This window comes from Halosegnis sp., from assembly GCF_042216475.1.
Classification (GTDB): Archaea; Halobacteriota; Halobacteria; order Halobacteriales; family Haloarculaceae; genus Halosegnis.
Genome location: NZ_JBDGTV010000019.1, coordinates 1 through 22506, shown reverse-complemented (window position 1 = coordinate 22506; position 22506 = coordinate 1). Strand labels below are relative to the sequence as shown.

The 22506-nt window shown below is 64.7% G+C and carries 32 protein-coding genes; 2 read left to right on the top strand and 30 right to left on the bottom strand.

Annotated features, from left to right (window positions below):
- Positions 1 to 40: 40 nt before the first annotated feature.
- Positions 41 to 1966 carry a threonine--tRNA ligase gene (gene thrS / locus ABEJ63_RS11445; RefSeq protein ID WP_375796507.1) on the top strand — a complete coding sequence of 642 codons (1926 nt, stop codon included), beginning with the start codon at positions 41 to 43 and terminating at the stop codon, positions 1964 to 1966.
- 68 nt (positions 1967 to 2034) lie between these two features.
- On the opposite strand, the gene ABEJ63_RS11440 is transcribed toward thrS, so the two are convergent.
- The 5 genes from ABEJ63_RS11440 to trkA are packed head-to-tail and all read right to left on the bottom strand — an operon-like array spanning position 2035 to position 6763.
- Positions 2035 to 3018 (bottom strand): sensor histidine kinase, encoded by a 984-nt coding sequence (locus tag ABEJ63_RS11440; RefSeq protein ID WP_375796506.1) that lies wholly within the window; start codon positions 3016 to 3018, stop codon positions 2035 to 2037.
- Positions 2934 to 3473, bottom strand: a complete 540-nt coding sequence (locus ABEJ63_RS11435) for a hypothetical protein (RefSeq protein WP_375796505.1) — start codon at positions 3471 to 3473, stop codon at positions 2934 to 2936. Before ABEJ63_RS11435 ends, ABEJ63_RS11440 begins: the two co-directional genes overlap by 85 nt.
- Before the next feature lie 38 nt (positions 3474 to 3511).
- Positions 3512 to 4543, bottom strand: coding sequence for a hypothetical protein (locus ABEJ63_RS11430; RefSeq protein ID WP_375796504.1), 1032 nt, complete (start codon positions 4541 to 4543; stop codon positions 3512 to 3514).
- A 40-nt stretch (positions 4544 to 4583) separates the two neighbouring features.
- Complete coding sequence (locus ABEJ63_RS11425; protein ID WP_375796503.1) at positions 4584 to 5384, bottom strand: PspA/IM30 family protein; 801 nt, start codon at positions 5382 to 5384, stop codon at positions 4584 to 4586.
- A gap of 47 nt (positions 5385 to 5431) precedes the next feature.
- Positions 5432 to 6763: a Trk system potassium transporter TrkA gene (trkA, locus tag ABEJ63_RS11420; RefSeq protein WP_375796502.1), complete on the bottom strand. Its 1332-nt coding sequence runs from the start codon at positions 6761 to 6763 to the stop codon at positions 5432 to 5434.
- A 250-nt stretch (positions 6764 to 7013) separates the two neighbouring features.
- Between trkA and ABEJ63_RS11415 the strand changes: the two genes are divergently transcribed.
- Positions 7014 to 7955 (top strand): transcription initiation factor IIB family protein, encoded by a 942-nt coding sequence (locus ABEJ63_RS11415; RefSeq protein ID WP_375796501.1) that lies wholly within the window; start codon positions 7014 to 7016, stop codon positions 7953 to 7955.
- A 7-nt stretch (positions 7956 to 7962) separates the two neighbouring features.
- On the opposite strand, the gene secY is transcribed toward ABEJ63_RS11415, so the two are convergent.
- From secY to ABEJ63_RS11290, 25 genes are all read right to left on the bottom strand, one after another.
- Positions 7963 to 9432, bottom strand: coding sequence for a preprotein translocase subunit SecY (gene secY, locus ABEJ63_RS11410; protein ID WP_375796500.1), 1470 nt, complete (start codon positions 9430 to 9432; stop codon positions 7963 to 7965).
- A 1-nt stretch (position 9433) separates the two neighbouring features.
- Entirely contained in the window at positions 9434 to 9934 is a 501-nt protein-coding gene (locus ABEJ63_RS11405; protein WP_375796499.1) for an uL15m family ribosomal protein, read from the bottom strand.
- Positions 9934 to 10398, bottom strand: coding sequence for a 50S ribosomal protein L30 (locus ABEJ63_RS11400; RefSeq protein WP_375796498.1), 465 nt, complete (start codon positions 10396 to 10398; stop codon positions 9934 to 9936). Before ABEJ63_RS11400 ends, ABEJ63_RS11405 begins: the two co-directional genes overlap by 1 nt.
- Entirely contained in the window at positions 10398 to 11030 is a 633-nt protein-coding gene (locus ABEJ63_RS11395) for a 30S ribosomal protein S5 (protein WP_375796497.1), read from the bottom strand. Before ABEJ63_RS11395 ends, ABEJ63_RS11400 begins: the two co-directional genes overlap by 1 nt.
- A complete protein-coding gene (locus ABEJ63_RS11390) occupies positions 11027 to 11569 on the bottom strand; it encodes a 50S ribosomal protein L18 (protein ID WP_375796496.1) in 543 nt (180 codons plus the stop codon). The genes ABEJ63_RS11395 and ABEJ63_RS11390 overlap by 4 nt, the downstream gene beginning before the upstream one ends.
- Before the next feature lie 2 nt (positions 11570 to 11571).
- On the bottom strand, positions 11572 to 12012 hold the full coding sequence (locus tag ABEJ63_RS11385; protein ID WP_375796495.1) for a 50S ribosomal protein L19e: 441 nt from the start codon (positions 12010 to 12012) through the stop codon (positions 11572 to 11574).
- Positions 12005 to 12691: a 50S ribosomal protein L32e gene (locus ABEJ63_RS11380; protein ID WP_375796534.1), complete on the bottom strand. Its 687-nt coding sequence runs from the start codon at positions 12689 to 12691 to the stop codon at positions 12005 to 12007. The genes ABEJ63_RS11385 and ABEJ63_RS11380 overlap by 8 nt, the downstream gene beginning before the upstream one ends.
- A 158-nt stretch (positions 12692 to 12849) precedes the next feature.
- Positions 12850 to 13389 carry a 50S ribosomal protein L6 gene (locus ABEJ63_RS11375; protein ID WP_375796494.1) on the bottom strand — a complete coding sequence of 180 codons (540 nt, stop codon included), beginning with the start codon at positions 13387 to 13389 and terminating at the stop codon, positions 12850 to 12852.
- Positions 13379 to 13771, bottom strand: coding sequence for a 30S ribosomal protein S8 (locus ABEJ63_RS11370; protein WP_375796493.1), 393 nt, complete (start codon positions 13769 to 13771; stop codon positions 13379 to 13381). The genes ABEJ63_RS11375 and ABEJ63_RS11370 overlap by 11 nt, the downstream gene beginning before the upstream one ends.
- 2 nt (positions 13772 to 13773) lie before the next feature.
- A complete protein-coding gene (locus ABEJ63_RS11365) occupies positions 13774 to 13944 on the bottom strand; it encodes a 30S ribosomal protein S14 (RefSeq protein ID WP_375796492.1) in 171 nt (56 codons plus the stop codon).
- The gene (locus ABEJ63_RS11360) at positions 13941 to 14474 is read right to left on the bottom strand and encodes a 50S ribosomal protein L5 (RefSeq protein WP_375796491.1); all 534 of its coding nucleotides are present in this window, start codon (positions 14472 to 14474) and stop codon (positions 13941 to 13943) included. The genes ABEJ63_RS11365 and ABEJ63_RS11360 overlap by 4 nt, the downstream gene beginning before the upstream one ends.
- Positions 14471 to 15184, bottom strand: coding sequence for a 30S ribosomal protein S4e (locus tag ABEJ63_RS11355; protein WP_375796490.1), 714 nt, complete (start codon positions 15182 to 15184; stop codon positions 14471 to 14473). The genes ABEJ63_RS11360 and ABEJ63_RS11355 overlap by 4 nt, the downstream gene beginning before the upstream one ends.
- A complete protein-coding gene (gene rplX / locus ABEJ63_RS11350; protein WP_375796489.1) occupies positions 15181 to 15537 on the bottom strand; it encodes a 50S ribosomal protein L24 in 357 nt (118 codons plus the stop codon). The genes ABEJ63_RS11355 and rplX overlap by 4 nt, the downstream gene beginning before the upstream one ends.
- The gene (locus ABEJ63_RS11345) at positions 15534 to 15932 is read right to left on the bottom strand and encodes a 50S ribosomal protein L14 (protein WP_375796488.1); all 399 of its coding nucleotides are present in this window, start codon (positions 15930 to 15932) and stop codon (positions 15534 to 15536) included. The genes rplX and ABEJ63_RS11345 overlap by 4 nt, the downstream gene beginning before the upstream one ends.
- Positions 15932 to 16288 carry a 30S ribosomal protein S17 gene (locus tag ABEJ63_RS11340; protein ID WP_375796487.1) on the bottom strand — a complete coding sequence of 119 codons (357 nt, stop codon included), beginning with the start codon at positions 16286 to 16288 and terminating at the stop codon, positions 15932 to 15934. Before ABEJ63_RS11340 ends, ABEJ63_RS11345 begins: the two co-directional genes overlap by 1 nt.
- The gene (locus ABEJ63_RS11335; protein ID WP_375796486.1) at positions 16279 to 16560 is read right to left on the bottom strand and encodes a ribonuclease P protein component 1; all 282 of its coding nucleotides are present in this window, start codon (positions 16558 to 16560) and stop codon (positions 16279 to 16281) included. Before ABEJ63_RS11335 ends, ABEJ63_RS11340 begins: the two co-directional genes overlap by 10 nt.
- Positions 16561 to 16566: 6 nt before the next feature.
- Positions 16567 to 16788, bottom strand: a complete 222-nt coding sequence (gene rpmC / locus ABEJ63_RS11330) for a 50S ribosomal protein L29 (RefSeq protein ID WP_375796485.1) — start codon at positions 16786 to 16788, stop codon at positions 16567 to 16569.
- Position 16789: 1 nt separating this feature from the next.
- On the bottom strand, positions 16790 to 17728 hold the full coding sequence (locus tag ABEJ63_RS11325) for a 30S ribosomal protein S3 (protein WP_375796484.1): 939 nt from the start codon (positions 17726 to 17728) through the stop codon (positions 16790 to 16792).
- Positions 17728 to 18195, bottom strand: coding sequence for a 50S ribosomal protein L22 (locus ABEJ63_RS11320; protein WP_375796483.1), 468 nt, complete (start codon positions 18193 to 18195; stop codon positions 17728 to 17730). The genes ABEJ63_RS11325 and ABEJ63_RS11320 overlap by 1 nt, the downstream gene beginning before the upstream one ends.
- Positions 18195 to 18617, bottom strand: a complete 423-nt coding sequence (locus ABEJ63_RS11315) for a 30S ribosomal protein S19 (RefSeq protein WP_375796482.1) — start codon at positions 18615 to 18617, stop codon at positions 18195 to 18197. The genes ABEJ63_RS11320 and ABEJ63_RS11315 overlap by 1 nt, the downstream gene beginning before the upstream one ends.
- Positions 18610 to 19344 (bottom strand): 50S ribosomal protein L2, encoded by a 735-nt coding sequence (locus ABEJ63_RS11310; RefSeq protein ID WP_375796481.1) that lies wholly within the window; start codon positions 19342 to 19344, stop codon positions 18610 to 18612. The genes ABEJ63_RS11315 and ABEJ63_RS11310 overlap by 8 nt, the downstream gene beginning before the upstream one ends.
- Position 19345: 1 nt before the next feature.
- Positions 19346 to 19594: a 50S ribosomal protein L23 gene (locus ABEJ63_RS11305; protein ID WP_375796480.1), complete on the bottom strand. Its 249-nt coding sequence runs from the start codon at positions 19592 to 19594 to the stop codon at positions 19346 to 19348.
- The gene (gene rpl4p / locus ABEJ63_RS11300) at positions 19591 to 20337 is read right to left on the bottom strand and encodes a 50S ribosomal protein L4 (protein WP_375796479.1); all 747 of its coding nucleotides are present in this window, start codon (positions 20335 to 20337) and stop codon (positions 19591 to 19593) included. The genes ABEJ63_RS11305 and rpl4p overlap by 4 nt, the downstream gene beginning before the upstream one ends.
- Positions 20337 to 21341, bottom strand: coding sequence for a 50S ribosomal protein L3 (locus tag ABEJ63_RS11295; RefSeq protein WP_375796478.1), 1005 nt, complete (start codon positions 21339 to 21341; stop codon positions 20337 to 20339). The genes rpl4p and ABEJ63_RS11295 overlap by 1 nt, the downstream gene beginning before the upstream one ends.
- 7 nt (positions 21342 to 21348) lie before the next feature.
- Entirely contained in the window at positions 21349 to 22227 is an 879-nt protein-coding gene (locus tag ABEJ63_RS11290; protein WP_375796477.1) for a putative RNA uridine N3 methyltransferase, read from the bottom strand.
- Between the last annotated feature and the right edge of the window lie 279 nt (positions 22228 to 22506).

Here is a 22506-nt window from a genome sequence, read left to right as displayed (position 1 = left end):
TCTCTAAACGCTTATACGGCGCCTCCGACTTCTCACGCCCATGAGCGACGTGACGGTCACGCTGCCCGACGGCTCCGAGTTATCGGTGCCAGAGGGATCGAGCGTCGAGGACGTGGCCTACGAGATTGGGCCGGGACTCGGGGCGGACACGGTAGCGGGGGTCGTCAACGGCGACCTCGTGGACAAACACGACGAGGTGACCGATGGCGACCGGTTAGTCATCGTCACCGACGACTCCGAGGAGTATCTTCGCGTGTTGCGCCACTCAGCGGCACACGTCTTCGCGCAGGCGCTCCAGCGGCTCCATCCAGAGGCGAAACTCACTATCGGGCCCCCCACCGACGACGGCTTCTACTACGATGTGACGGGGGTTGACCTAGACGAGGACGACCTCGCGGCCATTGAGGCGGAGATGGAGGAGATAATCGAGGCTGATTACGACATCGAGCGGGTTGAGCGACCACGCGAGGAGGCACTCGCCCTCTACGAAGACAATGAGTACAAACGCGAGATACTGGAGACAGAGGCTGCCGGCGAGGAGACGGTTTCCTTCTATGTCCAGGATGACTGGCAGGACCTCTGTCAGGGGCCGCACATCGAATCGACCGGCGAAATCGGCGCCGTAAAGCTACTGAACGTCTCCTCATCCTACTGGCGGGGCGACGAAGACAACGATACGCTCACCCGCGTCCACGGGACTGCCTTCGAGTCGGAAGCAGACCTCGAGTCATTCCTTGAGCGCCGTGAGGAGGCCAAGGAGCGGGACCACCGCAAAATCGGCCAGGAAATGAATCTCTTCTCGGTACCCGACCACTCGCCCGGCTGTGTTCATTTCCACCCCAACGGGATGACGATTCGACGGGAGCTCGAGGAGTATATCCGTGGGAAGAACGACGAACTCGGCTACGAAGAGGTATGGACGCCGGAACTCAACAAGGCGGAGCTGTGGAAGCCGACGGGCCACTACGAGACGTTCACCGAACACGGGGAGATGTTCAACTGGGAGCAGGATGACACAGAGTACGGTCTGAAGCCGATGAACTGTGCCAACCACTCGCACGTCTACGACGAAGCTCCCCGGTCCTACCGCGATCTGCCAGTGCGACTCTCGGAGTTCGGCACCTGCTACCGCAACGAGCAATCCGGCGAACTGTCGGGTCTGCTCCGCGTGCGTGGGTTTACGCAAGACGACGGCCACGCGTTCCTCCGGCGCGACCAGCTCGCCGACGAGCTGCTTGAGCACATCCGCGTCGTCGAGGATATCTACGACACGTTCGGGCTGGAGGTGCTGTACAAGCTGGAGACGAAGGGTGAAGACGCCATTGGCAGCGATGAACTGTGGGCAGACGCGACGGACGCGCTGCGCAACGCCCTCGAGACGGAGGGGCTCGACTACGAGGTCGAAGACGGCGAGGCAGCCTTCTATGGGCCAAAGATTGGGCTGGATGCCCGCGACGCTCTGGGCCGCGAGTGGACGGTCGGCACCATCCAAGTCGATTTCAATATCCCCGATCGGCTTGAGCTATCGTACGTTGGTGAAGACAATGCTGACCACCAGCCGGTGATGATACACCGCGCACTCTTGGGGTCGATGGAACGGTTCATGGGCGTGCTCATTGAGCACTTCAAGGGGAATTTCCCGACGTGGCTCGCGCCCGAGCAGGTCCGGGTGCTCCCCATCTCGGACGACCAGTTGGGCTACGCCCACCGCGTGCGGAACGAACTTGACGAGTTCCGCGTCGAGGTGGACGACCGCGACTGGACCATCGGTCGGAAGATACGCGCCGGCCACGACGACCGGGTGCCGTACATGCTCGTCGTCGGCGGCACTGAGGCCGAGGCCGGCACCGTCTCTGTGCGTGACCGCTTCGAGAACGAAGCCGACGAAGTCCCTGTCGAGACGTTCCGCGAACACCTCGCGAGCGAGGTGCAAGAGCGAACTCTCGAGCCTAATTTCGTCAAGTGAACTACCCCACCCTACTCGCTCACCTATGGCTCGCTCCTTGAGGACGGGGGCTTAGCGCCTACAAACTGCTAAGCCCGCTCGACGCCCGTCACCACTAGACAGGCACCGCCCGTCGGCCCCTCGCCAATCGACACCTGCCAGCCATGGGCTTCGGCAATCTCCTCAACGATAGCCAGCCCGAAACCAGTACCGCGGTCAGCGGTCGTGAACCCGTACTCGAAGGCCTGCTCGCGCTCCTCGGACGACAATCCTGGCCCATCGTCATAGACGCGGAAGCCGTCCTCGGTCGCTTCTACGGTGACCACGACGCGTGACGCGCCGTTCATACTGGTAGTGCCGTGCTCGATACTGTTGCGGTAGAGGTTCTCGAACAGTTCTCGGAATCGGTCGGCATCAGCGAGCAGCTGGACCCGCTCGGGCGGGTGGAACGTCCCGTTGGACGCGTCGACGCTCTCCCAGGCGTCGATAGCGACACGCCGCAGATCGACCGGCACCGGCTCGTCGACCACCTTCCCCTGTCTGGCCAGCGCGAGCAGGTCCTCGACGAGTGCGTCCATCTGGCCGAGTGCGGCCGCAACCCGCCCGAGATTCTCCGAGTCGTGCGTCTCCCGCTCGATACCGAGGAACCCCTCCGCGACCGAAAGCGGGTTACGCAGGTCATGGCTCACGATGGAGGCGAATCGCTCGAGCCGCTCGTTCTGTGCGGCCAGCTGGCGGCGCCGGCGCCGGTTCGTAACGTCCCGACCGATGCCGATGGCCCCGCCGACCTCCCCATCGGGCGTCCGCAGCGGGGCGATGGACAGCTCGTACGGCGTCGGATCATCCGGGGAGACGAGTCCCACCTCAACGCTGCGCGTCTCGCCATCGACCAGCACCCGTCGGACAGCCGCGCTGACCCGCTCGCGGGCTGGCGGGTCAATTAGCTCCAGCGTGCCTGACTCGACGATTGCCATCGTATCACGGCCCGTCACCGGCTCAAGCCGATCGTTCCACCGGACGAACTCGCCGTGGTCGTCAAGAATGAAGAACACATCAGGGACGGCGTCAAGCATTCCCTCTGCGAGCGCGCGCTGCTCGCGCAGTTCTGTCTCCTTGCGCTCGCAAGCGCGAGCGACCCTCGACGACGGTCAAGCAGGTTCGACAGCCGCGCGTCAAGGATGCTCCGCTTGACTGGGACCGGCAATACCTCGTCGACGAGCCCGTCTTCAAGAGCACTGGTGTCGCCGCCGACGAACACGATAGGCAGGAACCCAGTCGCCGCCTCGCGCCGGTCGGCGAGTGGCTCTGCCCATCGGTCGAGGCCGGCGGCGTCAACCAGACAGGAGTCGAACTCTGGGAGTGACCCGTCGGTGGGTGTTACCACCGCGTGGTCGGTATCGAGATGTGCAGCAAGGAGTTCACGATTTCGCGAGCGGGCGACGGCGAGCAGCACCGTCGGCGACGACCCAGTGGTCTCGCCGGTCGGCTGCGACCAAGCCGACCCGGGCGTCGACTGCTCGTCGCTCATTCCTGTGTCTACTCTGGGTAGAGGAATAAACGCCGTGGTCAACGGTCCCATTCCACTTCGTCCACCCAGTCAGTCTCCCGGAGGATGAACGGGCCGACCGAGAGCGTGCGCTTCGTCACCGTGGCGATTCGCACGACGTACACAAGCAGGATAGCGAACGGTGCGAGCACGACCGTTACTGCCGCGGCGTACGCGAGTACCACTCCGTTGAGGCCGGCAACTGTCGTGTCGACCACCGCCGTCTCGAAGAAGCCTAGCATACACGCGGAAACGACTAGTGCGGGCAGCGCCGTCGCAAGGACGGCTCGCGAGAGGTCCACAAGTTCCCACTGGAAGTAGAGCGTTTTGAAATGCTCGCGGGCAGGGCCGAACAGTTCGAGCACATCACGCAACTCCGTCAGCGCCTCGGCAGCCGCCGGATTGAGCTCGTCACCATGGTGGGCCTCGATGCGGCGGGCCGCGAACACCTTCCACGAGTAATTGAAATCAAGCGCCGCCGCGACAACATCGAACTCGCCAAACTTCGCCCCATCGAGCGACGCCGAGACACGGTCGGCGTTCGTCGCGAGACCATCAACCAGCGGATCAACGGCTGTCGCCAGCGCCCCCTCCTCCGGGACGGCCGCCTGCAGGTTGCGGGCCCGCTCGGCGGCCACTTCCACGAACGCGCGGAGAAACTGGGCAGGCCGGGCGGGCGCGACGGGCGCGTCAATGGCGGCGGCGGCATCCTCCCGGAACGCCAGCGCCGCCTCCATCCGCTCGCGCTGGTCACCGACCGCCCCCAGCTCCTGTGACAGGACCAGCTGATTGAGCGTCAACACGACGGTGACACCAGTGATAGTCGCGGCTAACAGCGCCTGAAATGTAGTTTCGATTGGGTCACCCGTGCGTATCGCTCGCCCCGCACCAGGGAGGAGCGTGCCGACCGCGAGCAGGGCAAGAAATACGCCGACGAGCAGTCCTCCGGCAACGAGCCGACGGTCCGCCTGCAACAGTAGCCACAGCTTCCAGCGGGACTCGTCGGCCCGCTCGCCGAGTCGGTCAGCGGGTCGCTCGCTCGCCTCGGTCACAGTCGGCGTTGACTAGCCCGGGACAAAAAGCCCGCTCGTGTCACCCTGACTCCTCGTCGCGGAGTTCCTCGAGGTCTGCCTCGATATCCTCAGCCGCCTCGTTGTCAGTCGTGCTCTCGTCCTCAGTCTCACTGTCGGCTGCTGGTTCACTGGTCCGCTCCTGCTCGCGGAGCGTCTCCAGTTCCGCTTCAATCTCGGCATCGGTTCGTTCGGCCGCGAGTTCACGGTCAATTGGGTCTGTGTCGTCGAGCTTGTCCTCAAGTGCGCCCGTCGACGCCAGTTCGTCCATCGCTTCGGCGCGTGCCTCCATCTCCTCTGTCTGCTCACGAGCCTGCTCAATCGCGCGAGCGGTCTCGTCCTCGCCAGCGCCGGTTAGCGCCTCTGAGACCCGAGTGCTCGCCTCCGCAGCCTCGTAGCGAGCTTTCATTGTCTCTTTTTCTGTGCGGAACTCCTCGATGCGCCGCTGGAGCTCGTCTTTCTTCTCGACGAGGTCATCCTGCGTTGTCTGCAGGTCTGTGATTTGTGCCTCGAGTTCCTCGATCTGGCTCATCTTCTCTTTCTTTTTCTCGAGGGCCTGCCGCGCGAGGTCTTCGCGGTCCTGCCGGACCGCCTCACGGGCCTGTTCGTTGTGCTTCTCCACGTTCTCCTCTAACCGGCTCTTCTGGACCTCCAGGCGTTTCTTCTGTGTCGTCAGATCCGCGATACCCTGCTTGACGCTCTGGAGTTCATCACGCAACTGCTCGTAGGAGTAGTCGAGCTGCTCGCCCGGGTCCTCTGCATCCGAGATGAGCGCGTTGAGCTTCGAGCGCACGACATAGGTGGCCCGCGAGAGCAGTCCCATACAGCTTGATACGTGTCGCCTCCTTTAAAATCTGGCCGACGCTCGCCTCAGAGCGCCGCGGCGACGGCCTCGGCAGCCTCGGCGTCGGCGAAGACAACAACGTGATCGCCAGCCTCAATGACCGTGTCTCCGCGAGGGGTGATGAGCGCCCCCGCACGCGTGATAGCGCCGAAGACGACGCCCGCAGGGAGCGACTCTGCAAGCTCGCGGACGCTTCGGCTGACGGCGTCGCTTTCCGCATCCACCTCGAACTCCAGTACCTCCGCGCGGTCTCCCTCAATGAGCGCGACGTTCTCGGCGCGCCGCCCACGGGTGAACCGGGTTATCTCTTCAGCCGTCGCCTGTCGGGGGGAGACGGCCACGTCGATACCGACTGCTTCGAAGATGGTCGCGAATTCGACAGTGTCGACAACTGCTACGGTTCGGCCGACGCCCAACTGTTCAGCGAGCAGACACGCGAGCAGATTCTGCTGGTCGTTCTCTAGCGTCGCGATAAGTACATCCGCCGCCCCGACGTTCTCGCGCTCGAGGAATTCCCGGTCGGTCGCGTCGTTCTCCATCACCGTGGTGGCAGGCAGTTGCTCGGCGAGCCACCGAGCCCGCTCGGTATCCTGCTCGACGAGCCGCGGCGAGAAGTCGCGCGCCTCCAGCAGGCGAGCCGTCTGGTAGCCTACCTCACTGCCGCCCACGATGACGACATCGCGGGCGTCGGACTGGTCAGGCGCGACGGCGGTAGCAAACTGTTGCGTCGAGTCCGGGCTTCCGATAACGACGAGATCGTCACCGGCCTCCAGCGTCGTGTTCCCCCGCGGGATGACGATGTCATCTTCCCGGATGATGGCGGCGAAGGTGAGTGAATCGAACCGGTCGGCCTCGGCGACTGTCTGACCGACGACCGGACTTTCGGCGGGAAGTTCGAACTCCGCCATCTGGACGAGCCCGTCTGCGAATGTGTCGACGTCGCGGGCGGTGGGTAGACCAATAACCTCGGTGATGGTCTCGGCAGCCAGCAGATCCGTACACACCATAAAATCGACACCGAACGGTCGTTCACCCCGCTCCCAGGTCTGGAGGTACTGCGGCCGCTTCACCCGCGCAATGGTGAATACGTCCGGAAAGACGCCCGCTGTCCCGCAGGTGACAATATTGGTCAGGTCGTCGTCGGTGGAGGCGATAAGCATGTCTGCGTCGTCGATACCCGCCGCCTCAAGCGTCTCGACATCGCTGCCGTCGCCGGCAACCGCGAGCACGTCCTCCTCGTAGCTCAGCCGGTCGACCCGGTCGGCGTTGATGTCCACGACGGTTACGTCGTGGTCGGCAGACAGGTCCGCTGCGATGCTCGAGCCAACTTCGCCGGCGCCAACCACAATTACGCGCATCTGTCCCGGCCTCGCATGTGCCGGTCGGTCGGTGCCCGCCCCTAAGTCGGTTACTATCAGGCGGGCCCCGGCTGGTACCGGCGAACTCACCTCCTTGCGATAAAAATATAAATGCATAGAAACGTTAGCGCCGCGAGCGAACCGAACCAGCGCCGGTTGCCGGCGCAGCGTCTCCCGGACGAACGGGGCTCGCTACCCCTGGGCCCCGGACGACACCAAACTGATCCCCCCCAGCAACCACCCGGATGCAATGACCCGCATCTCACGGCAGCGAGACGAACAGCACGCAGAGACCGCCGATATCGAGGAAATCGACCCCGAGAACGTCGTGCGGACCGCCGACGGCGAACTGATAGACGAGGAAACCGGTCTCATCATCGAAGAGGACAATTTGGACCGCGGGCCGGAGTGGCGCGCCTTCACCCACCGCGAACAGCAGCAGAAGTCACGTGTAGGGGCGCCTACCACCCGCACGATGCACGACAAGGGGCTGACGACTGATATCGACTGGCAGGATAAAGACGCCGCTGGCCGCGCCATCTCACAGGAGAAGCGAAGCCGGATGAAGCGGCTCCGAACTTGGCAGGAGCGCATCCGGACCCAAGAGAGCGGTGAACGGAACCTCCAGTTCGCGTTGAGCGAGATTGACCGCATGGCCTCGGCGCTCGGTGTCCCGCGGTCGGTGCGGGAGGTAGCGTCGGTCATCTACCGGCGCGCGCTGGAACGTGACCTCATTCGCGGTCGCTCCATCGAAGGGGTTGCGACCGCCGCTCTGCACGCGGCCTGTCGTCGGGAGTCGATACCCCGCTCGCTCGACGACGTGACGGCCGTTTCGCGGGTCGACCGCCGTGAAATCGGTCGCACCTACCGATACCTCTCACAGGAGCTGGAGTTGGAACTCGAACCGGTCGATCCGAAGCGGTACATCCCCCAGATTGCGAGCGAACTGGACGTCCGCGACGAGATTCAACAGAAGGCTGTCGATATTGTCGACCGAACGACCGCGCTCGGGCTCCACTCGGGAAAGTCGCCGTCTGGCTACGCAGCTGCTGCGCTGTACGCCGCCTCGAGGGTTGTCGGTCCGAAGCTCACCCAACAGGCGGTCGCTGACACCGCGGACGTGACCGTCGTCACTATCCGCAACCGGTATCAAGAGCAGGTAGAAGCGATCGACGTGGAGATCGCGTACTGACCGAGCGTCAGTCGCCGAACATCTGGCGCATCATCGGGTGCATCTCCATCATCTGCTCTTCGGCAATCTCCTCGTAGAGCTTGTAGGTGATGGAGACGGTCAGCAGCAGGCCGGTACCTGATACTTGACCGATAGTGCCGAGCATGTTTGCCATCACGGCGAGTGCCCCGACCAGAGCTCCGCCGATAACGGTCACTTGTGGGATGTACCGCTCGAGCACCTTTTCGATGACACCAGGCGACTGCCGGAAGCCGGGAATCTGCATCCCGGAGTTCTGGATCTGCTTTGCGGTCGACTCCGGACCCATCCCGGTTGTCTCCACCCAGAAGATGGCGAAGACGGCGCCGCCCAACACCATGAATGTGAGGTCGACGCTGATGCGAATCAGTATCTGCCACGGCTCGCCGGCGGGGTTCGCCGCGAACCACATCCAGTCCTGGAAGTTGTATATGGGCGCCAGATAGTAGAACAGTCCACCGACAGGCTGGCCGCTGGAGTAGATGCCGAGCCACTCGGGCATCCCTGCCCACTGGGCGTTGAGAATGCGTCCGAGGAACTGGATGTTCGTCTGGAGAGCGCGCACCAGAATCATCGGGAGGACCGACGCGTAGATGAGTTTCACTGGGAACCGTCCCCGTGCGCCTTTCACTCGGGCGTGACTCAGCGGAATCTCCACGCGGACCGACTCCGCATAGACAACCACAACGAAGATGAACACCGTCGTGAACAGGAACAGCAGCTGACCAGGACCGATAAGCAGCGCCTGCAGCCCCTGGCCGCTGAGCACCGGTCCCAGCGACGCCTCACCGACGATGATGCTGTACCAGCTGTAAAAGAAGCCGGGCTGGTTCGTCAGCCCAGGCGTGCCGAACAGCCCACCGATGAGCCGCTGGCTGATGCCGGCAATAATGAACAGGCCAATACCACTTCCGACGCCCCACTTCGAGATGACCTCGTCCATGAAGAGGATGAGGATACCGCCGACGAATATCTGGGCGAACATCAACCACTTGACGCCCGCGAGCCCGATACCCAGACTCTGTGCGACCTGAGGACTAGCCGGAAGGAAATCGCCAGCGAACACCATCGGCAGCCCGGTCAGACACACCATCACGACGACCAGTAGTTTCTGAAGTCCCTGGTAGAGCACTTGGTCGCGGGGGTCGTTCTCCGTGTCAAGTCCGAGCAGGTCGGCGCCGCCAAGCAGCTGGAGGATGATCGAGGCGGTGACAATGGGGCCGATCCCCAGCTGCAGGATGGTACCCTGTCCACCCGCGAGGATGGACCGGAACTGACCGAATGCGTCGCTCCCGCCGCCCGTCTGGAGGCCGTAGAGGAACACATTCGTCAGGAAGAAGTACAACACGAGGACGCCGCCCGTCCAAGTGAGCTTCCGACGGAACGGGACGTGCCCCTCCGGCCGGGTCACGCCGGGCATCCGCGAGAGGACCGGTTCGGCGGTCTCCTTCCAGCTCATCTTACTCGTCGTTATCCTCTGTGTCCGTATCTTCTTCGGCTCGTTCGGCCGCCAGCTCCTCGCCCCGCTCTGTCAACACCGTCTCACCGCCTGCAGCCTCGATGGCGTCGGCCGCCTCGGCGGAGAAGTCGTCGGCGGTCACAGTCAGGCTGGCGTGACACTGCCCGCCACCAAGCACTTTCACCGCGTCGACCTCGTGGCCGTCCTCGACGACATCCCGTGCGTCGACGACGTAGCCATCGTCGGTCTCCTCGGCGATCCCGTCGGCTGCGAGCAAGACAATATCCTCGTCCAGTTCGCGGACGTTCACTGTCTCGACATCCCGCTGGGTCTTCTGAGGCCGCTTGAAGCCGTGCTTCTTTCGAGGCGGGTAGAGATTCTTTTCGTGCTTCTTCCGGCCGGCCCGGCCACGACCGCCGCGGTGGCCGGCGCCGCGCCGCTTCTTGTGCGAGCCGCCACCGTGCGTGCGCGAGCCGCGCTGTCTGCGTTTCTTGGAAGTCATTATCGCATCCGCTCCAGGAGGTCGTCCATGTTCTCAGTCGGCTGCTTGCCGATAGACCCGCCCTCCTTGGCGGGGTGTTTCACGCCGTCGTGACCGCCACGCGGCGGGTGGAGCCGCAGCGTCGGCGAGAGTCCCTGCTCCTGCAGAGTGGTCTCCTCGGCAACGACCGCTGCCGCCAGCGCCTCGACATCCGCGTAGTCGGTGTGCTCGTCGACCCAGTCGTCGTCGATATCCGCTTCACCCTCCGCAGGCTCGCCCCGCCGGGCAATAAGCATCGCGACCGTCTCCTCGCTAGGCGTCCCGTGGGCCACCCAGTCGTTCACCTTCGTGATCATTCCACGGTACGAGTCCGTCTCGGGGACGAACGTCGCGTGGTTGACACGGTGGAGGTTGAGCATCGAGAGCGTGTCACGGACGCTCTGGCTCTGGTTTACCTCGCCGCGCAGCTGGACAACGGCCTCCATCACTCGATCACCTCTCGCTTCTCGAAGGCGCGCTGTGGGACGCGTGCCTCGCTGGTCGCCCGCAGCGCGTTGAATGTAGCCTTCGCGAAGTTGACCGTCGTACGGGTGTTGCCCGACGAGCGGGTCCAGATGTCTTCGATGCCTGCCAGCTCGAGCACGTGCCGGACGGTCTCGCCGCCCGCCAGCCCGAGCCCACGGGGAGCCGGCCGGAGCTCCACCTCGACAGAGCCAGCCTTCCCCGTGGTGCGTAGCGCGACCGTGTGCGAACGGCCACAGCCACACTCCCACGACCCGCAGCCACGCGAAACGTCAATGACGTTGAGCTTGGCGATGTCGATGGCTTTCTCGATGGCGCCGCCGACCTGGTCGTCGCGGCCTTCGGCGTAGCCGACGAAGCCGTCGCGGTTGCCGACGACGACGACACACCGGAACTTCACCCGGCGGCCGGAGTCGGTCATCCGCTGGACCATGTTGATGTCGAGCACCTCGTCGTCCATCCCCGGCAGGAGTTGGTCGACGATCTCGGGCTCTTTCAGCGGCAGCCCGCTGTTGAGTGCCGCCCGCATGTCGGTTATCTCGCCCTCTACGACCTTGCGTCCGAGCCGCGTGCGCGGCTCCCATCCATTGCTCATAGTAGCTCCTCCCGTATCTCGTCGAAGTGGTCGGGCAGCTCAACGGCGTCGAACTCGCCGCTGTAGAGGCCACCTTCCTGTTCGGCGTACTCGGCGATGTGGACGCCGCGGGTGCGGTCCCACTCAGCAAACACGTCATCGCTGTGGGGAATATCGAGTCCGGCGTCGATAGCTCCCTCCTGGACGGCGAACACCTTGTTGCCAGGCGTCGCCGTATTGAGGCCGATATCGAGCACGGCCTTCTCGAAGCCCGCCTCGATGGCGCGCTGTCCACAGAGCAGACCGGTGAGGTACGCTGCCGGCAGGTTGCCGGTCGGCGCCTCCCAGCCGTACTCCGCGAGGTCGTTCGATGTGGCGCTCGCTGCCGTCTCGTCGCCGTTCGGTCCCGTAATCACCAGCTGCGCCCTCGTGTGCTGGTTGCTCTTGCGAGCGACCAGCCGGGGTTTCCCGGATTTCAACAGGCGCAACCGCTGATGGTAGTTCGTGCGTGCCTCGCGGCGGCGCCGCATCGGCACTTTGTAGCGTGGTCCGGTTGCCATTGTCAGTAGTTGTTCTCGATGTAGCGTTCAAGATCCGCGACGGAGTCGAACTCACCGCCCGAGGCCTGGTCGTACAATGACCGGTACTCGGAGGCGTCCAGTTCGCCCTCGTCGCGGAGTTGTTTGAGCGTGGCCCGCTGTGCGCGGATCTTCGACTGCCACTCTTCCTTTTCATCCTGCCGGCCACCGGCCTTGCCCTTCCGGGAGCCGGCGCCCGTCCCGTGGCCGTAGGCGCGCTTCTTGGCGCGTTCACGGGCACGGCCCCGCGAGTTGCCATCGGCATCCTTCGCGCGGATGGCACCTTCGTCGATGAGTTCGCGCACGTCCTCACGCGTAATGGCGTCTGCGAGGTCCTCGTGACGGTCGGGATCGAGCCAGACGCGCGACTTCCCAACATCGAGGATATCCGCGGCGAGCCGTCGCTGTGCGGTCAGGTCACTCATCTTTGGTCACCTCCACCTCCACGTACGTGGGGTTGAGGACGCGGATGCCCCGCTCCTCGGCGACCTCTTCGATGGCCTCGCGCTTGCGCGCACCGACCGTCGACCCGATACGGACTGCCTGCCGATCTCCGTCGACGCCCTCGAGATCGTCGGTGTTGTGCACGTGCACCTCCTCGAAGCCCGAGGGGTGAAGCCCGCGAACCGGTTCTGGCGTCCGGAAGCCGGCCTCAACCTTGTCGCCTTTCCCCTTGACGCCCTTTCGCTGCTTGGAGAGGCCACCGCGGGGACGGCGCCATGAGCTCGGCGTCCGCTTCTTTTTGTGGTAGTCTTGACGGTTGAACTGCGGCGTGTCAACCCGTGAGCGCACGGCGAGGAGTCGTTCGGTCTCGTCGTCCAGCGTCGGGGTCTTGTCCGCGTGGCCGCGGGGCCGCAGCTCTGTCTCGACGTCCTCGGTCTCCTCGGCTGGCTCCTCTTCCTCGACGGCTGCCTCGGTCTCCTCTTCAACCTCGAGACCACCGACATCGGCCTTGATACGGGCTGCCAGCGCGTTACCGATACCGTCGACCTCCGAGAGATCAGACTGGTCGGCCCGCCGGACATCATCGACAGACTCGAAGCCAGCGCCCTCGAGAGCCGCCGCCTTCGCGTTGCCGACACCGGAGATATCCGTCAGAGACATCTCCTCGTCAGCCTCGGACTCTTCGTCGGCCTCTTCGGCCGGTTCGGGCTCGGCGTCCGGATCCGCGGCCATCTCGGCCTCCCGATCCATCTCCTCTTGGGCGTCCTGTTCGGCTTGTTTCTCGCCTTTCTGTTCTCGTCCGTCCTTGTCGTCGGCCATCAGACGTCACCTCGGTTCGGCTTGTTCGTGATGTAGACGCCGTCCTGGAAAACGCGGGTATCCTTCCCGGAGACGCGGGTCAACTGTTCGATGTCGGCGGCGGTCTGTCCGACGTCCTCGATGCTCGGTCCGGACAGTGTCACTTCCTCGCCGTCGACCTGCACCTCGGTGTCGCCGTGGATGGGTGTCCGTCGGGGTGCCTTCTCTCCGAGGAAGTTCTCGATGACAACCTCCTCGTCCTCGACGTTCACCTGCATTGGGAAGTGGGAGTAGAACACCTCCATCGTGTACTCCCAGCCCTCTGTTACCCCGTGGAGCATGTTCTCCACGTGGCTCTCGAAGGTGCCGACGGTCGCGTTCGTCTTCGCGTCCGTCTCGGTCGCCCGGATGTGGACCGCACCGTCCTCCACGGCGACGGTCACGTTCGGGTACCAGAGCCGGCGCGTCACACTTCCTTCTGGCCCCTCGACCGTGAGGTCGAGGTGGTCGATGCTCGCCGTGACCTCCTCAGGCACGTCGACTGTCGTCTCAGTAGACATACGCAATCACCTGTCCGCCGACGCCCGCCTCGCGGGCCTCGTAGTGGCTCATCACGCCGCGGCTGGTGGTGACGACGAGCGTCCCGTAGTCACGGGCGGGGAGGAACCGTTTCTCCCACTTCTCGTACTCGTCAGCCGCCGCCGAGTAGCGGGGCTTCACCGCGCCGCAGGCGTTGATAGAGCCGCTCAGTTCGACCTCGAACTCGCCGGCCCGTCCGTCTTCGACGAACTGGAACGTGTCGATGTACCCGCGTTCTGCGAGCACTTCGAGCACGGAGCCGATCTCGTTCGAGGCGGGTCGTACTGTATGTGTCAGATGGCCCACACCCTCCGCGTTATCGAGCCCGGAGAGCGCGCTGGCCAGTGGGTCGTTGTCCGCCATTGTTAGCTATACTTCTGGAAGCCCATGTCTCGGGCGATTTCGCGGAAGCACTGCCGGCACAGCCAGATATCGTACTTGCCGACGAGCCCCTGCTTGCGGCTGCACCGCTGGCACTCGTGGGCCTGGCCGGTCCGGGTCTGCTCCTCGCTCGTCTCCGTATCGCTCTCGCTCATTCGTTCACCTCGATATCGAACTCGCTCTCGAGGAACGCGGCCGCGTCCTCGGGCGTGAGTCGGTGGCTGCCGGGAATCTGCCGGCTTGCCTTGTCGCGCTTGTGCACCCGATACCCTGGCCGGACGAGGTTCACCGTCACATCCAACCCGTAGATGCCAATCTCGGGGTCGTACTCCTGGCTCGGGAACGCCGTGTGCTCCTCAACGCCGAACGAGAAATTCCCCGTCTCGTCGAACTGGCCGACATCGATGTCGGCGAGCGGCAGCGACTTCGCGAGGAACTCGCGGGCGCGCTCGCCACGCAGCGTCACCTTCGCACCGATTGGGTCGCCCTCGCGGATGTTGAACTCTTGAATAGTCCGCTTCGCGGTCGTCCGCACGGGCGTCTGACCGGCAATCTCTGCGAGGATCTCCTCGGCATCCGCCAGCTCACGGCCACCGCGGCCGACGCCCATGTGGACGACGACCTTCTCGACACGAGGGCGACGCATCTCGTGGAACTCCGAGCCTGCGTCGGATTCGGAGCTCATTCGTCGTCACCTCCGGCGCTGCCGTCAGTGAAGTTCTCGTCGATGACGACGACATACTCCTCGACCGTTTCGAGGCGGTCACCGTCGGCGTCAACGAGGACGTTGTTGGCCGACGAGCCGGCGGTCACCTGTATCTCGGTGACGGTGCCGATCTCGCCGGCATGCTCACCAGCGACGGCCGTGACGAGCGCCCCCTCTTCGTAGGGGAAGTGGGCGACAATGGACTTGTCGTCGTTCGAGACGACGACGGAGTCATTGCGGGTGATGGTCTCGTCGTCGACCAGCAGCGTCGCCCCGTCGTGGAGCGTTAGCTGCGTGTCGCCGCCGGCCACCTGCCGCTTCCCGACAACCTTGCCGAGCCGCGAGCCGGCGGCGTCGGCATCGATGGGGGTCAGTGATAGCCGACCACCCTCGTCGGGGAAGACCCGGTAGTACTCCTCGCGCTCGGTGAACGCCAGGATATCGAACATTCCGATAGGCCGCTCCTCGTCGCCAACGGCTGTCCCGTTGACGAGGACAGAGTCCTGCCCGAGCGCGTAGCGGGCTTCTTTCTTCGAATCCACATAGCCGAGCACGTCGCGGAGCAGGATGAGCAGGGGAACCCCTGCCTCGCCGTGTGGACCGGCGTCGGCCTTCACGGTGAACGTCTGCTCTTTGCGCTCGACCGGCCATGAGTTCGGTACCGATAGTCGCTTTTGATGTCGCGTCATTCGTTATCTTCCTCCAGGCGTGCCTCGCGCTTCTCGTCGTCGAGAGCGAGGTCCGTGACCACGAGATTCGACGCGTCGAGCGGCCGTGGCACTTCCTCGCCGTCGGCCTTCTCGAGGGTGACGTCCTCGACGTGGACGACAGCATCTCGAAGGTCGACGTTCACCACGTCGGCTTTCTCGCCGGCAAAGTCGCCACGCTGCACCTCGACGGTATCGCCCTCGTTGACGCGGACGGATCGCTGGCCGTACTCCTCGCGGAGCGACTCCGAAAGGTGGGCACGGACCTGCCGTTGCTTCTCGTGAAGCGGGGCACGGCGCTTCCTCGCTCGCTGTTTGTCCGGTTGTCGTGTCATACTATCATCGTCGCGGTGCTTGCGATTGAGCCGAACCGCTCGGCGACCTCCCGCGCAATGGGACCCTTAAGTTCGGTCCCGCGGGGGTCCTCATTCTCGTCGATGACCACGGCGGCGTTGTCTTCGAACTTCAGGCGCGTCCCGTCCGGCCGGCGGATGGGTTTCCGCTGGCGGATAATGACGGCCTCAAGCACCTGCCGCCGCATCTCGGGGGTCCCCTTCGTCACCGAGACGGTGATCTTGTCACCGAGCCCGGCCTTGGGGTGTCGGTTCTTCGCCCCTGAGTAGCCCGAGACAGAGGTGACTTTCAGCTGGCGAGCGCCCGTGTTGTCCGCACACGTGAGCAGCGAGCCCTTCTCAAGCCCCTGGGTCACGTCGGCGTTGAGCGCCTCCATCAGTCGTCACCTCCGGTCGTCGCGGCCTCCGTGGCCTCCGTGGCCACGCGTTCCACGACGACGTGGGATTTGGTCTTCGAGAGCGGTCGTGTCTCTGCGATACGAACCGTGTCGCCGACCGAGAGTTCGAGACAGTCAGGATGGTGTGCCGAGATGCGCGACCGTCGTTTCATGTAACGGTCGTACTTCGGCACTCTAACGTCATACTCTCGCTCGACGACGACGGTCTTCTCCATGTCAGTGGAGGCGACCTCACCCTCGACCGTCTGTCCGCGCACGCTCAGCGTGCCGTGGAACGGACAGTTGGGGTCCGAGCAGGTCTCCTCCGGTTCCGGTACGTTCAGTCCTATCGCCATTGGTTTGGTGTCGTCGTCTCAGTCCGTCGGGCCGGGCGGGCGACGAGCCGCTCGCCGTCGACGTCGACACGCGTGCCGTCGTCGAGTTGGAAGCGGAGCGTCGCCGCCGCCTTCGGGACCTGTTTGGTCCCCGATGCGCCCGCCACGAGCAGTGTCGCAGTCGTCTCGTCGACGACCCGACCACCGACGCCGACGAGGTCGGCATTCGGCGAGTCGACCACCGTCGCGTGGAGGCCGACCAGTTCGTGTCGTGGCAGGGTTGTGGGGTTCATCTGTGCTTACGCCTCGTCGGTGTCTGCGAAGTCGCCTTCCTCACGCTGGATCGTCTTGATCCGCGCGATGGTGCGGCGCAGCTCCTTCGTGCGCCCCGGATTCTCCGGCGCGCCGCCGGCCGCCTGGACGGCCTTCGCGTTCAGCAACTCTGTCTCTAACTCTTCGAGCTCCGCCTCCCGCTCGGCGGGCGTCATGTCGCGAATCTCCTCAACGTGCAGGATCGCCATCTCAGGCACCCTCCTCGCTGTCGGCCTCGTCGTCCATCTCGTCGAGCAACTCCTCGGCTTCCGCCTCGGTCTCCTCGTCGAGTGACTCGACCTCTGCCTCTATCTCGTCGAGTTCTGCGTCGACATCCGGCTCACCCTCGGCAGGCTCGTCGGCCTCCTCGGCAGTCTCGATGTCTTCCGCGAGTTCCTCCTCGGGGAGGTCGATATCGACATCTGGCTCCTCGTCGAACTCGACGCCCTCGACATCCTCGTCGGTCTCGACATCGCCCTCGATGGCCTCCTCGGCCTCCGCGAGCAGTTCGTCGACACCTTCGTCGGTCTCCTCGATGAACGCCTCGACATCGGCGTCCTCACGGATGCGGAAGTCGTCGGGCAGTTGGGCGTTCGGCGGGATGATCTTCACCTGTACCCCGATGGTACCGAGCTTCATCACGGCCGTGCCGACGCCGTGGTCGACAATCTCCTCAGCGGGCTCACCGTTGTGCTTCACATAGCCGCGGTTGAACTTCTCGACGCGGCTTCGAGCTCCAGTGACCTTCCCCGAGAGGATGATTTCGGCACCGAGCGCGCCTGCATCCATAATGCGGTCGATGGTTGTGTGACCCGCCTTCCGGAAGTACCAGCCGCGCTCGAGCGCGTTGGCCAACCTGTCGGCAACAATTTGGGCGTTCAGGTCCGGCTCATCGACCTCTTGGACGTCGATCTGCGGGTCGTCCAGATCGAACTTCTCTTCGATGGCCGTCGTGAGCTTGCGGATGTTCTTCCCACCCTTGCCGATGACCATCCCAGGCTTCTCGGCCTTGAGGACAATCTGGGTCCCCATGGGTGTCTGGGCCAGCTCCATACCGCCGTAGCCGGCCCGCGCCAGTTCGTCGGCGAAGAACTCGTCGATCTGAGTCCGACGGAGCCCGTCGTCGATGAACTGCTGTTCGTCAGCCATCAGTCGGCCACCTCCGGCTCGGAGACGACAATCTCGACATCGACCTCCGGCGTGTTCCACGCGGAGGCGCGGCCCATCGCGCGGGGCTTGCGTCCCTCGGACTCGCCGACTTTGTGGGCGGCGACGTGGGCAATCTCCATCGTCTCGCCGTCGAAGCCTTGATGATCAGCGTTTGCCTCGACGTTCTCGAGGAGGTCGAGGAATGCCTCGCTGGCCTTCTCTGGGTAGCGGCCGGCGTCCCAGCCGTCGATGTCTGAGCGGTGGCCGACGCCCGAGTTGTGGGACTTAAACGGTACCGACCGCTCGCCATCGATGACCGCGTTGAGATACGCGCGGGCGTCGCCGACTGTCCGGCCTTTCAGCTCTCGCGCGATGGCCTTGCTGTGCTTGTGGCTCATGTGACGCTCCCGAAGCATGGCTTTCGCCGTCTCGTCCGGGTCGGCGTCGATACTGTAGCTGATTCCCATTATTTGAGAGGGACGAACTTCGAGGACCGGGTCGCCCCGATGCCGGCCTGCCCGTGTTCGACAGATGTCCGCGTGAGCACGAATTCGCCCAGGTAGTGGCCGAGCATCTCCGGCTCGACGCGGACCCGCTCGAACTCGTGGCCGTCGTAGACGGCGAAGGTGAGTCCGATGAACGCCGGCACCACCGGCATGTCCCGCAGGTGGGTTCGGATGGGGTCGTTGGCGGTCTCCTCTTCGCCGCGTTCTCTGGCCGTCTCGAGCAGCTTCTCCTGTTCGTCGGTCAGGCCGCGCATGATACTTCGCCGCTGGCGTGCGGGGAGCAGTTCGGCTACCTCCTCGAGCTCCATCTCGTGGAGCTCCTCAAGCGTGTGGCCGCGGTAGGTAAACTCGCCCTCGCGGCCGGTCTGGTATTCGCTACTCATTGTTGCCTCCTTTGCCCCCGCGCCCGGTCGAGCGCGAGGCGATGTCGCCGACCTTCCGTCCCGGCGGGGCGTCCCGCGAGATGGACTTCGGCTTGCCGGGGTGCTGTCGGCCACCGCCACCGAACGGGTGGTCGACAGCGTTCATCGCGACCCCGCGCACGTTTGGCCACTTGGTGCCGCGCGCGCGCATCTTGTGGTGTTTGTTGCCGGCCTTGACGAACGGCTTCTCCGTCCGACCGCCGCCGGCAACTGTACCGATGGTCGCCCGGGCTTCTGGGCTAAGTCGTCGTACCTCCCCAGAGGGAAGTTGGACGACCGCCGCGTTCCGGTCGTGGGTCATCAGCGTCGCGTTGACACCCGACGCGCGGGCAAACTTCCCGCCGTCGCCGGGCTGACGTTCCACATTACAGACGGGCACGCCCTCCGGAATCTCCGCGAGTGGGAGCGTGTTCCCGACCGCAATCTCAGCGGAGACGCCCACCTGGATGGTGTCGCCGACGCCGACGCCTTCTGGCGCGAGGACGAGCCGCTGGTCCCCGTCGTCAAACTCGATGGCGGCGACCGGTGCGCTCCGTGCCGGGTCGTGTTCGATGTCCACGACCGTCCCGGAGACGACATCGCCCTCTTCGACCTTCCGGTGCGACAGATCGGCCTTATAACGGTGCGACGGCGCCCGGAATGTGGGCGTGCCGCGGCCGCGTCGTTGTCCCTGGATTCGTCGTCCCATCTTAGAACACCCCGATGCGTGACGCGACGTCTTGGGCGTCGTCCTCCTCCGAGAGGGTGACGACGGCCTTCTTCGTCCCGTCAGTCGTAACTTGTGTGTTCACGTTCGTCACCGTCACCTCGAACCGCTCTTCGATGGCCGCGGTGACCTCTGGCTTCGACGCACTGGAGTCGACGATGAACTGGAGCTTGTTGTCGAAGTCCATGTCGTTCATCGCCTTCTCAGTCACCAGCGGGTGGTGCAGCGTCATCGGTCGGCCACCTCCGCGAGTGCCGACTCCGTCCACACTGTCAGCCGACCAGGGTGAGTCCCAGGTGCGAGATCTTCCGCCGAGACGTTCGCCGCGGTGGCGACGTCCGCGCCCGCTAGATTGCGGGCGGCCTTGGACGGCTCTTCGCTGGTCACGAACAGAATCGAGGCGGGTTCGGTGTGCTTGCGACCGCGGCTCGTGCCACGGCCCGCACGCACCGTCTTCCCCTCGTCTGCCCGCTCGATGTCGGCGTGGATGCCGACGGCCTCGAGGAACGAGACGACTTCCTTGGTCTTCACCAGGTCCTCGAACTCGTCGCTCACCACGAGCGGCAACTCGAGGGCGTCGTCGAACGCGTGGCCACGCTCGCGGACAATCTCAGCATCCGCGGTGGCAGCGATGGCCGAGCGGACGGCCAACTTCCGCTCCTTCGTGTTGATGTCGAGCGAGCGGTCCTTCTCCGCCTTCGGCGGGTGGGCCGCGCGGCCTTTGACAGCCTGCGGCACCCGGCGGGCTTGTCCCTCTTGACGGGGGACGTGGGCCATACCGCGGCCCGAGCCCGGCGACTCGGCGGGTGTGCGGAGACCGGCGAACTCGTCGGTCCCGTAGTCCTGTCGTCGGTTGGCTCGCGCGGCGCGGACGGCACGCTCGATGAGGTCAGGCCGGTGGACCGTGTCGAACACGGCCGGCAGCTCAACCTCGTCGGCCTCCGAACCGTCGAGCTCTCGTACTGTAGCGTTCATCATCCTTGGTTGGACGCTGTGGAGACGAACCGCACCTCGGGGTCGAGACGCGGCTGGTCACCCGGACGGACCGCTGGCCGCAGCCGGAGCAGGCGTTGCTCCGGGCCTGGGAGCGATCCTTTGACGAGCGCGTACTCGCCGTCGACCTCGCCGTAGTTGACGAAGCCGCCGTCGGGTGTCACCGCCTCGTCACCCAGAGCCATGACTCGCTTGTTCAGCTCTGTACGCTGATGGTAGCCAGTCTGGCCCTGCTGGGGCACGGTCGATCGGACGCGAGAGGGATTCCACGGCCCGAGGTTGCCGATGCGTCGGCGCCACCCCTGGCGGGCGTGTTTCCCCTTCCGCTTCTGGACGCCCCACCGCTTGACAGGCCCTTGGGTACCCTTCCCCTTCGTGATGCCCGCGACGTCAGCATACTCACCGGCACGGAACACATCTTGGACGCGGTGTTCCGCCTCGTCGATGAGGTCGAGACCGAATTCGACGCGGTCGGCTACGGAGCCGCCGCCGATGCGGGTTTCCATCACATCGGGCTTTGTCTTCGGGACGCTCGACAGTTCACCCGGCACTGTGTGGGTGACCACGCGCACGTCCGCGACTCGACCCTCGTCGAGCGCGTCGTGCACAGCGTCGGCGTCCGTGCTATTCGTTTCGGGCGTGTCGACCGCGCGACCCAGGTCGTCGTGGAGGTCGTCGCTCCACGTCTCGGTCAGCGGGCGAAGCCCGTAGGCTGTCTCCTCGTAGACTCGAAGGGCCGCGGCGCGCATTGGCGGCGTCTCGACCACCGTGACGGGCACCGTCTCCTCCATTCCCTCGCGGGGGGAGTCGGGTTCGTCGTTGATGGCGACGACGTGGGTCATCCCGGCCTTGTAGCCGGCAAAGCCCTGAAGCCCTGGCTGGCCATCGTCAGACGGCCAACTGTTGAACCGCGGGACCTCGCTGGCCGCGCGGACGCGGGGGCCGAAGCCCATCGAGCCTTTTCGTGGTCTGCTTGGTTGTGGCATTCTGGTCTCACTCCAGTGTGAGTGCAGCGAGCGTGGCGAACATCGCCTCCTCCGTTCGCACCACCTCGCTGCCTTGATTCGGAACCGTGTTGAGCCAGAGGTCGAACCGCGCGTGCGGTTCGGTTCCGTCGTCGTTCTCATCGCCAGCGCCAGCCTCGGTGGCTGACGCGTCGATTGCTTTGCCCGGCGAAACACCGAACACCGTCGGCAATCCCCGCTCGGGGGCGCCGAAGGCGATGGTGGCGCTCTCGCGAACGGACTCGACGAGTGAGTCAAGTCGGCTCGCGGCGAGCGGCTCTCCGTGGCGCGACGCGGCAATCCGGATGCCAGCATCGGGCCGGGAGAGTGCCGTCTGAACGTCCTCGCGGACCACCTGATACCCCGGGACGGGGTCGTCGGTGAGCCGTGCGCGGACCGGTTCTCGCGAAGCAACCCTGACTGAGACGCGCTCTCCCTCCGACGGCACCGCCAGTTCAGGCGGCACCGGGAGCGAGACCGGGTGTTGCAGTCCGCAATTGACCCGAACGCGGTCGTCAGCTCCGACCTCGGTCACGATTCCCTGTCTTAACGACCCCGAATCGTCCGATCCGGAGCCGGTCCGTGAGGCGACGCGGAGCGGCGGCAGGACGCCGGCGAACTCCAGTTCGTCACGCCTCCCCCAGACCTCTTTTCGGAGGTATGGGGGCGTGGCCGCGTACCGTAGTACGGTATCGACGAACCCGCCGTCGAACCGGCCCGTCTCGCCTTCCCCGTCGGGGAAGACGACGAGCCGGTCCACCCGGAACACAACCGCCGCGCGTGCGACGTAACCGAGCTTGCGAGTCGCCTCGCGTTTGTCCTCGGCTTCCCGGGTCAGGGACGACGGCACGAGTACGCTGCGTGTCATGCCGTGTCGCTTCCGTGTCCGCTCACTAGACTGTAACGTGGCTAACCGAACCCGCACATAAAAGTGGCGCGATTCCAACGCCGGTCTGCGGCGGTTTCACAGGGGTCTCACCCCTGTTTCCGGTTACCATGGGCGGCCGGTTCGTATCCCGTGGACGGCACCGAGATTCGACGATTCGGAAGCCTTTTACTTGCCAGCACACTCTCGATTGATGCAGGCGCACCGGTAGTGTAGTGGTATCACGTGACCTTGCCATGGTCACAACCCGAGTTCAAATCT

Excerpts from the sequence above, each read along its gene's own strand:
- thrS (WP_375796507.1), top strand. The coding sequence starts at position 41 with ATGAGCGACGTGACGGTCACGCTGCCCGACGGCTCCGAGTTATCGGTG.
- ABEJ63_RS11440 (WP_375796506.1), bottom strand. The coding sequence starts at position 3,018 with ATGCTTGACGCCGTCCCTGATGTGTTCTTCATTCTTGACGACCACGGC.
- ABEJ63_RS11435 (WP_375796505.1), bottom strand. The coding sequence starts at position 3,473 with ATGAGCGACGAGCAGTCGACGCCCGGGTCGGCTTGGTCGCAGCCGACC.
- ABEJ63_RS11425 (WP_375796503.1), bottom strand. The coding sequence starts at position 5,384 with ATGGGACTGCTCTCGCGGGCCACCTATGTCGTGCGCTCGAAGCTCAAC.
- trkA (WP_375796502.1), bottom strand. The coding sequence starts at position 6,763 with ATGCGCGTAATTGTGGTTGGCGCCGGCGAAGTTGGCTCGAGCATCGCA.
- ABEJ63_RS11415 (WP_375796501.1), top strand. The coding sequence starts at position 7,014 with ATGACCCGCATCTCACGGCAGCGAGACGAACAGCACGCAGAGACCGCC.
- secY (WP_375796500.1), bottom strand. The coding sequence starts at position 9,432 with ATGAGCTGGAAGGAGACCGCCGAACCGGTCCTCTCGCGGATGCCCGGC.
- ABEJ63_RS11405 (WP_375796499.1), bottom strand. The coding sequence starts at position 9,934 with ATGACTTCCAAGAAACGCAGACAGCGCGGCTCGCGCACGCACGGTGGC.
- ABEJ63_RS11400 (WP_375796498.1), bottom strand. The coding sequence starts at position 10,398 with ATGGAGGCCGTTGTCCAGCTGCGCGGCGAGGTAAACCAGAGCCAGAGC.
- ABEJ63_RS11395 (WP_375796497.1), bottom strand. The coding sequence starts at position 11,030 with ATGAGCAATGGATGGGAGCCGCGCACGCGGCTCGGACGCAAGGTCGTA.
- ABEJ63_RS11390 (WP_375796496.1), bottom strand. The coding sequence starts at position 11,569 with ATGGCAACCGGACCACGCTACAAAGTGCCGATGCGGCGCCGCCGCGAG.
- ABEJ63_RS11385 (WP_375796495.1), bottom strand. The coding sequence starts at position 12,012 with ATGAGTGACCTGACCGCACAGCGACGGCTCGCCGCGGATATCCTCGAT.
- ABEJ63_RS11380 (WP_375796534.1), bottom strand. The coding sequence starts at position 12,691 with ATGTCTCTGACGGATATCTCCGGTGTCGGCAACGCGAAGGCGGCGGCT.
- ABEJ63_RS11375 (WP_375796494.1), bottom strand. The coding sequence starts at position 13,389 with ATGTCTACTGAGACGACAGTCGACGTGCCTGAGGAGGTCACGGCGAGC.
- ABEJ63_RS11370 (WP_375796493.1), bottom strand. The coding sequence starts at position 13,771 with ATGGCGGACAACGACCCACTGGCCAGCGCGCTCTCCGGGCTCGATAAC.
- ABEJ63_RS11365 (WP_375796492.1), bottom strand. The coding sequence starts at position 13,944 with ATGAGCGAGAGCGATACGGAGACGAGCGAGGAGCAGACCCGGACCGGC.
- ABEJ63_RS11360 (WP_375796491.1), bottom strand. The coding sequence starts at position 14,474 with ATGAGCTCCGAATCCGACGCAGGCTCGGAGTTCCACGAGATGCGTCGC.
- ABEJ63_RS11355 (WP_375796490.1), bottom strand. The coding sequence starts at position 15,184 with ATGACGCGACATCAAAAGCGACTATCGGTACCGAACTCATGGCCGGTC.
- rplX (WP_375796489.1), bottom strand. The coding sequence starts at position 15,537 with ATGACACGACAACCGGACAAACAGCGAGCGAGGAAGCGCCGTGCCCCG.
- ABEJ63_RS11345 (WP_375796488.1), bottom strand. The coding sequence starts at position 15,932 with ATGGAGGCGCTCAACGCCGACGTGACCCAGGGGCTTGAGAAGGGCTCG.
- ABEJ63_RS11340 (WP_375796487.1), bottom strand. The coding sequence starts at position 16,288 with ATGGCGATAGGACTGAACGTACCGGAACCGGAGGAGACCTGCTCGGAC.
- ABEJ63_RS11335 (WP_375796486.1), bottom strand. The coding sequence starts at position 16,560 with ATGAACCCCACAACCCTGCCACGACACGAACTGGTCGGCCTCCACGCG.
- rpmC (WP_375796485.1), bottom strand. The coding sequence starts at position 16,788 with ATGGCGATCCTGCACGTTGAGGAGATTCGCGACATGACGCCCGCCGAG.
- ABEJ63_RS11325 (WP_375796484.1), bottom strand. The coding sequence starts at position 17,728 with ATGGCTGACGAACAGCAGTTCATCGACGACGGGCTCCGTCGGACTCAG.
- ABEJ63_RS11320 (WP_375796483.1), bottom strand. The coding sequence starts at position 18,195 with ATGGGAATCAGCTACAGTATCGACGCCGACCCGGACGAGACGGCGAAA.
- ABEJ63_RS11315 (WP_375796482.1), bottom strand. The coding sequence starts at position 18,617 with ATGAGTAGCGAATACCAGACCGGCCGCGAGGGCGAGTTTACCTACCGC.
- ABEJ63_RS11310 (WP_375796481.1), bottom strand. The coding sequence starts at position 19,344 with ATGGGACGACGAATCCAGGGACAACGACGCGGCCGCGGCACGCCCACA.
- ABEJ63_RS11305 (WP_375796480.1), bottom strand. The coding sequence starts at position 19,594 with ATGACGCTGCACCACCCGCTGGTGACTGAGAAGGCGATGAACGACATG.
- rpl4p (WP_375796479.1), bottom strand. The coding sequence starts at position 20,337 with ATGAACGCTACAGTACGAGAGCTCGACGGTTCGGAGGCCGACGAGGTT.
- ABEJ63_RS11295 (WP_375796478.1), bottom strand. The coding sequence starts at position 21,341 with ATGCCACAACCAAGCAGACCACGAAAAGGCTCGATGGGCTTCGGCCCC.
- ABEJ63_RS11290 (WP_375796477.1), bottom strand. The coding sequence starts at position 22,227 with ATGACACGCAGCGTACTCGTGCCGTCGTCCCTGACCCGGGAAGCCGAG.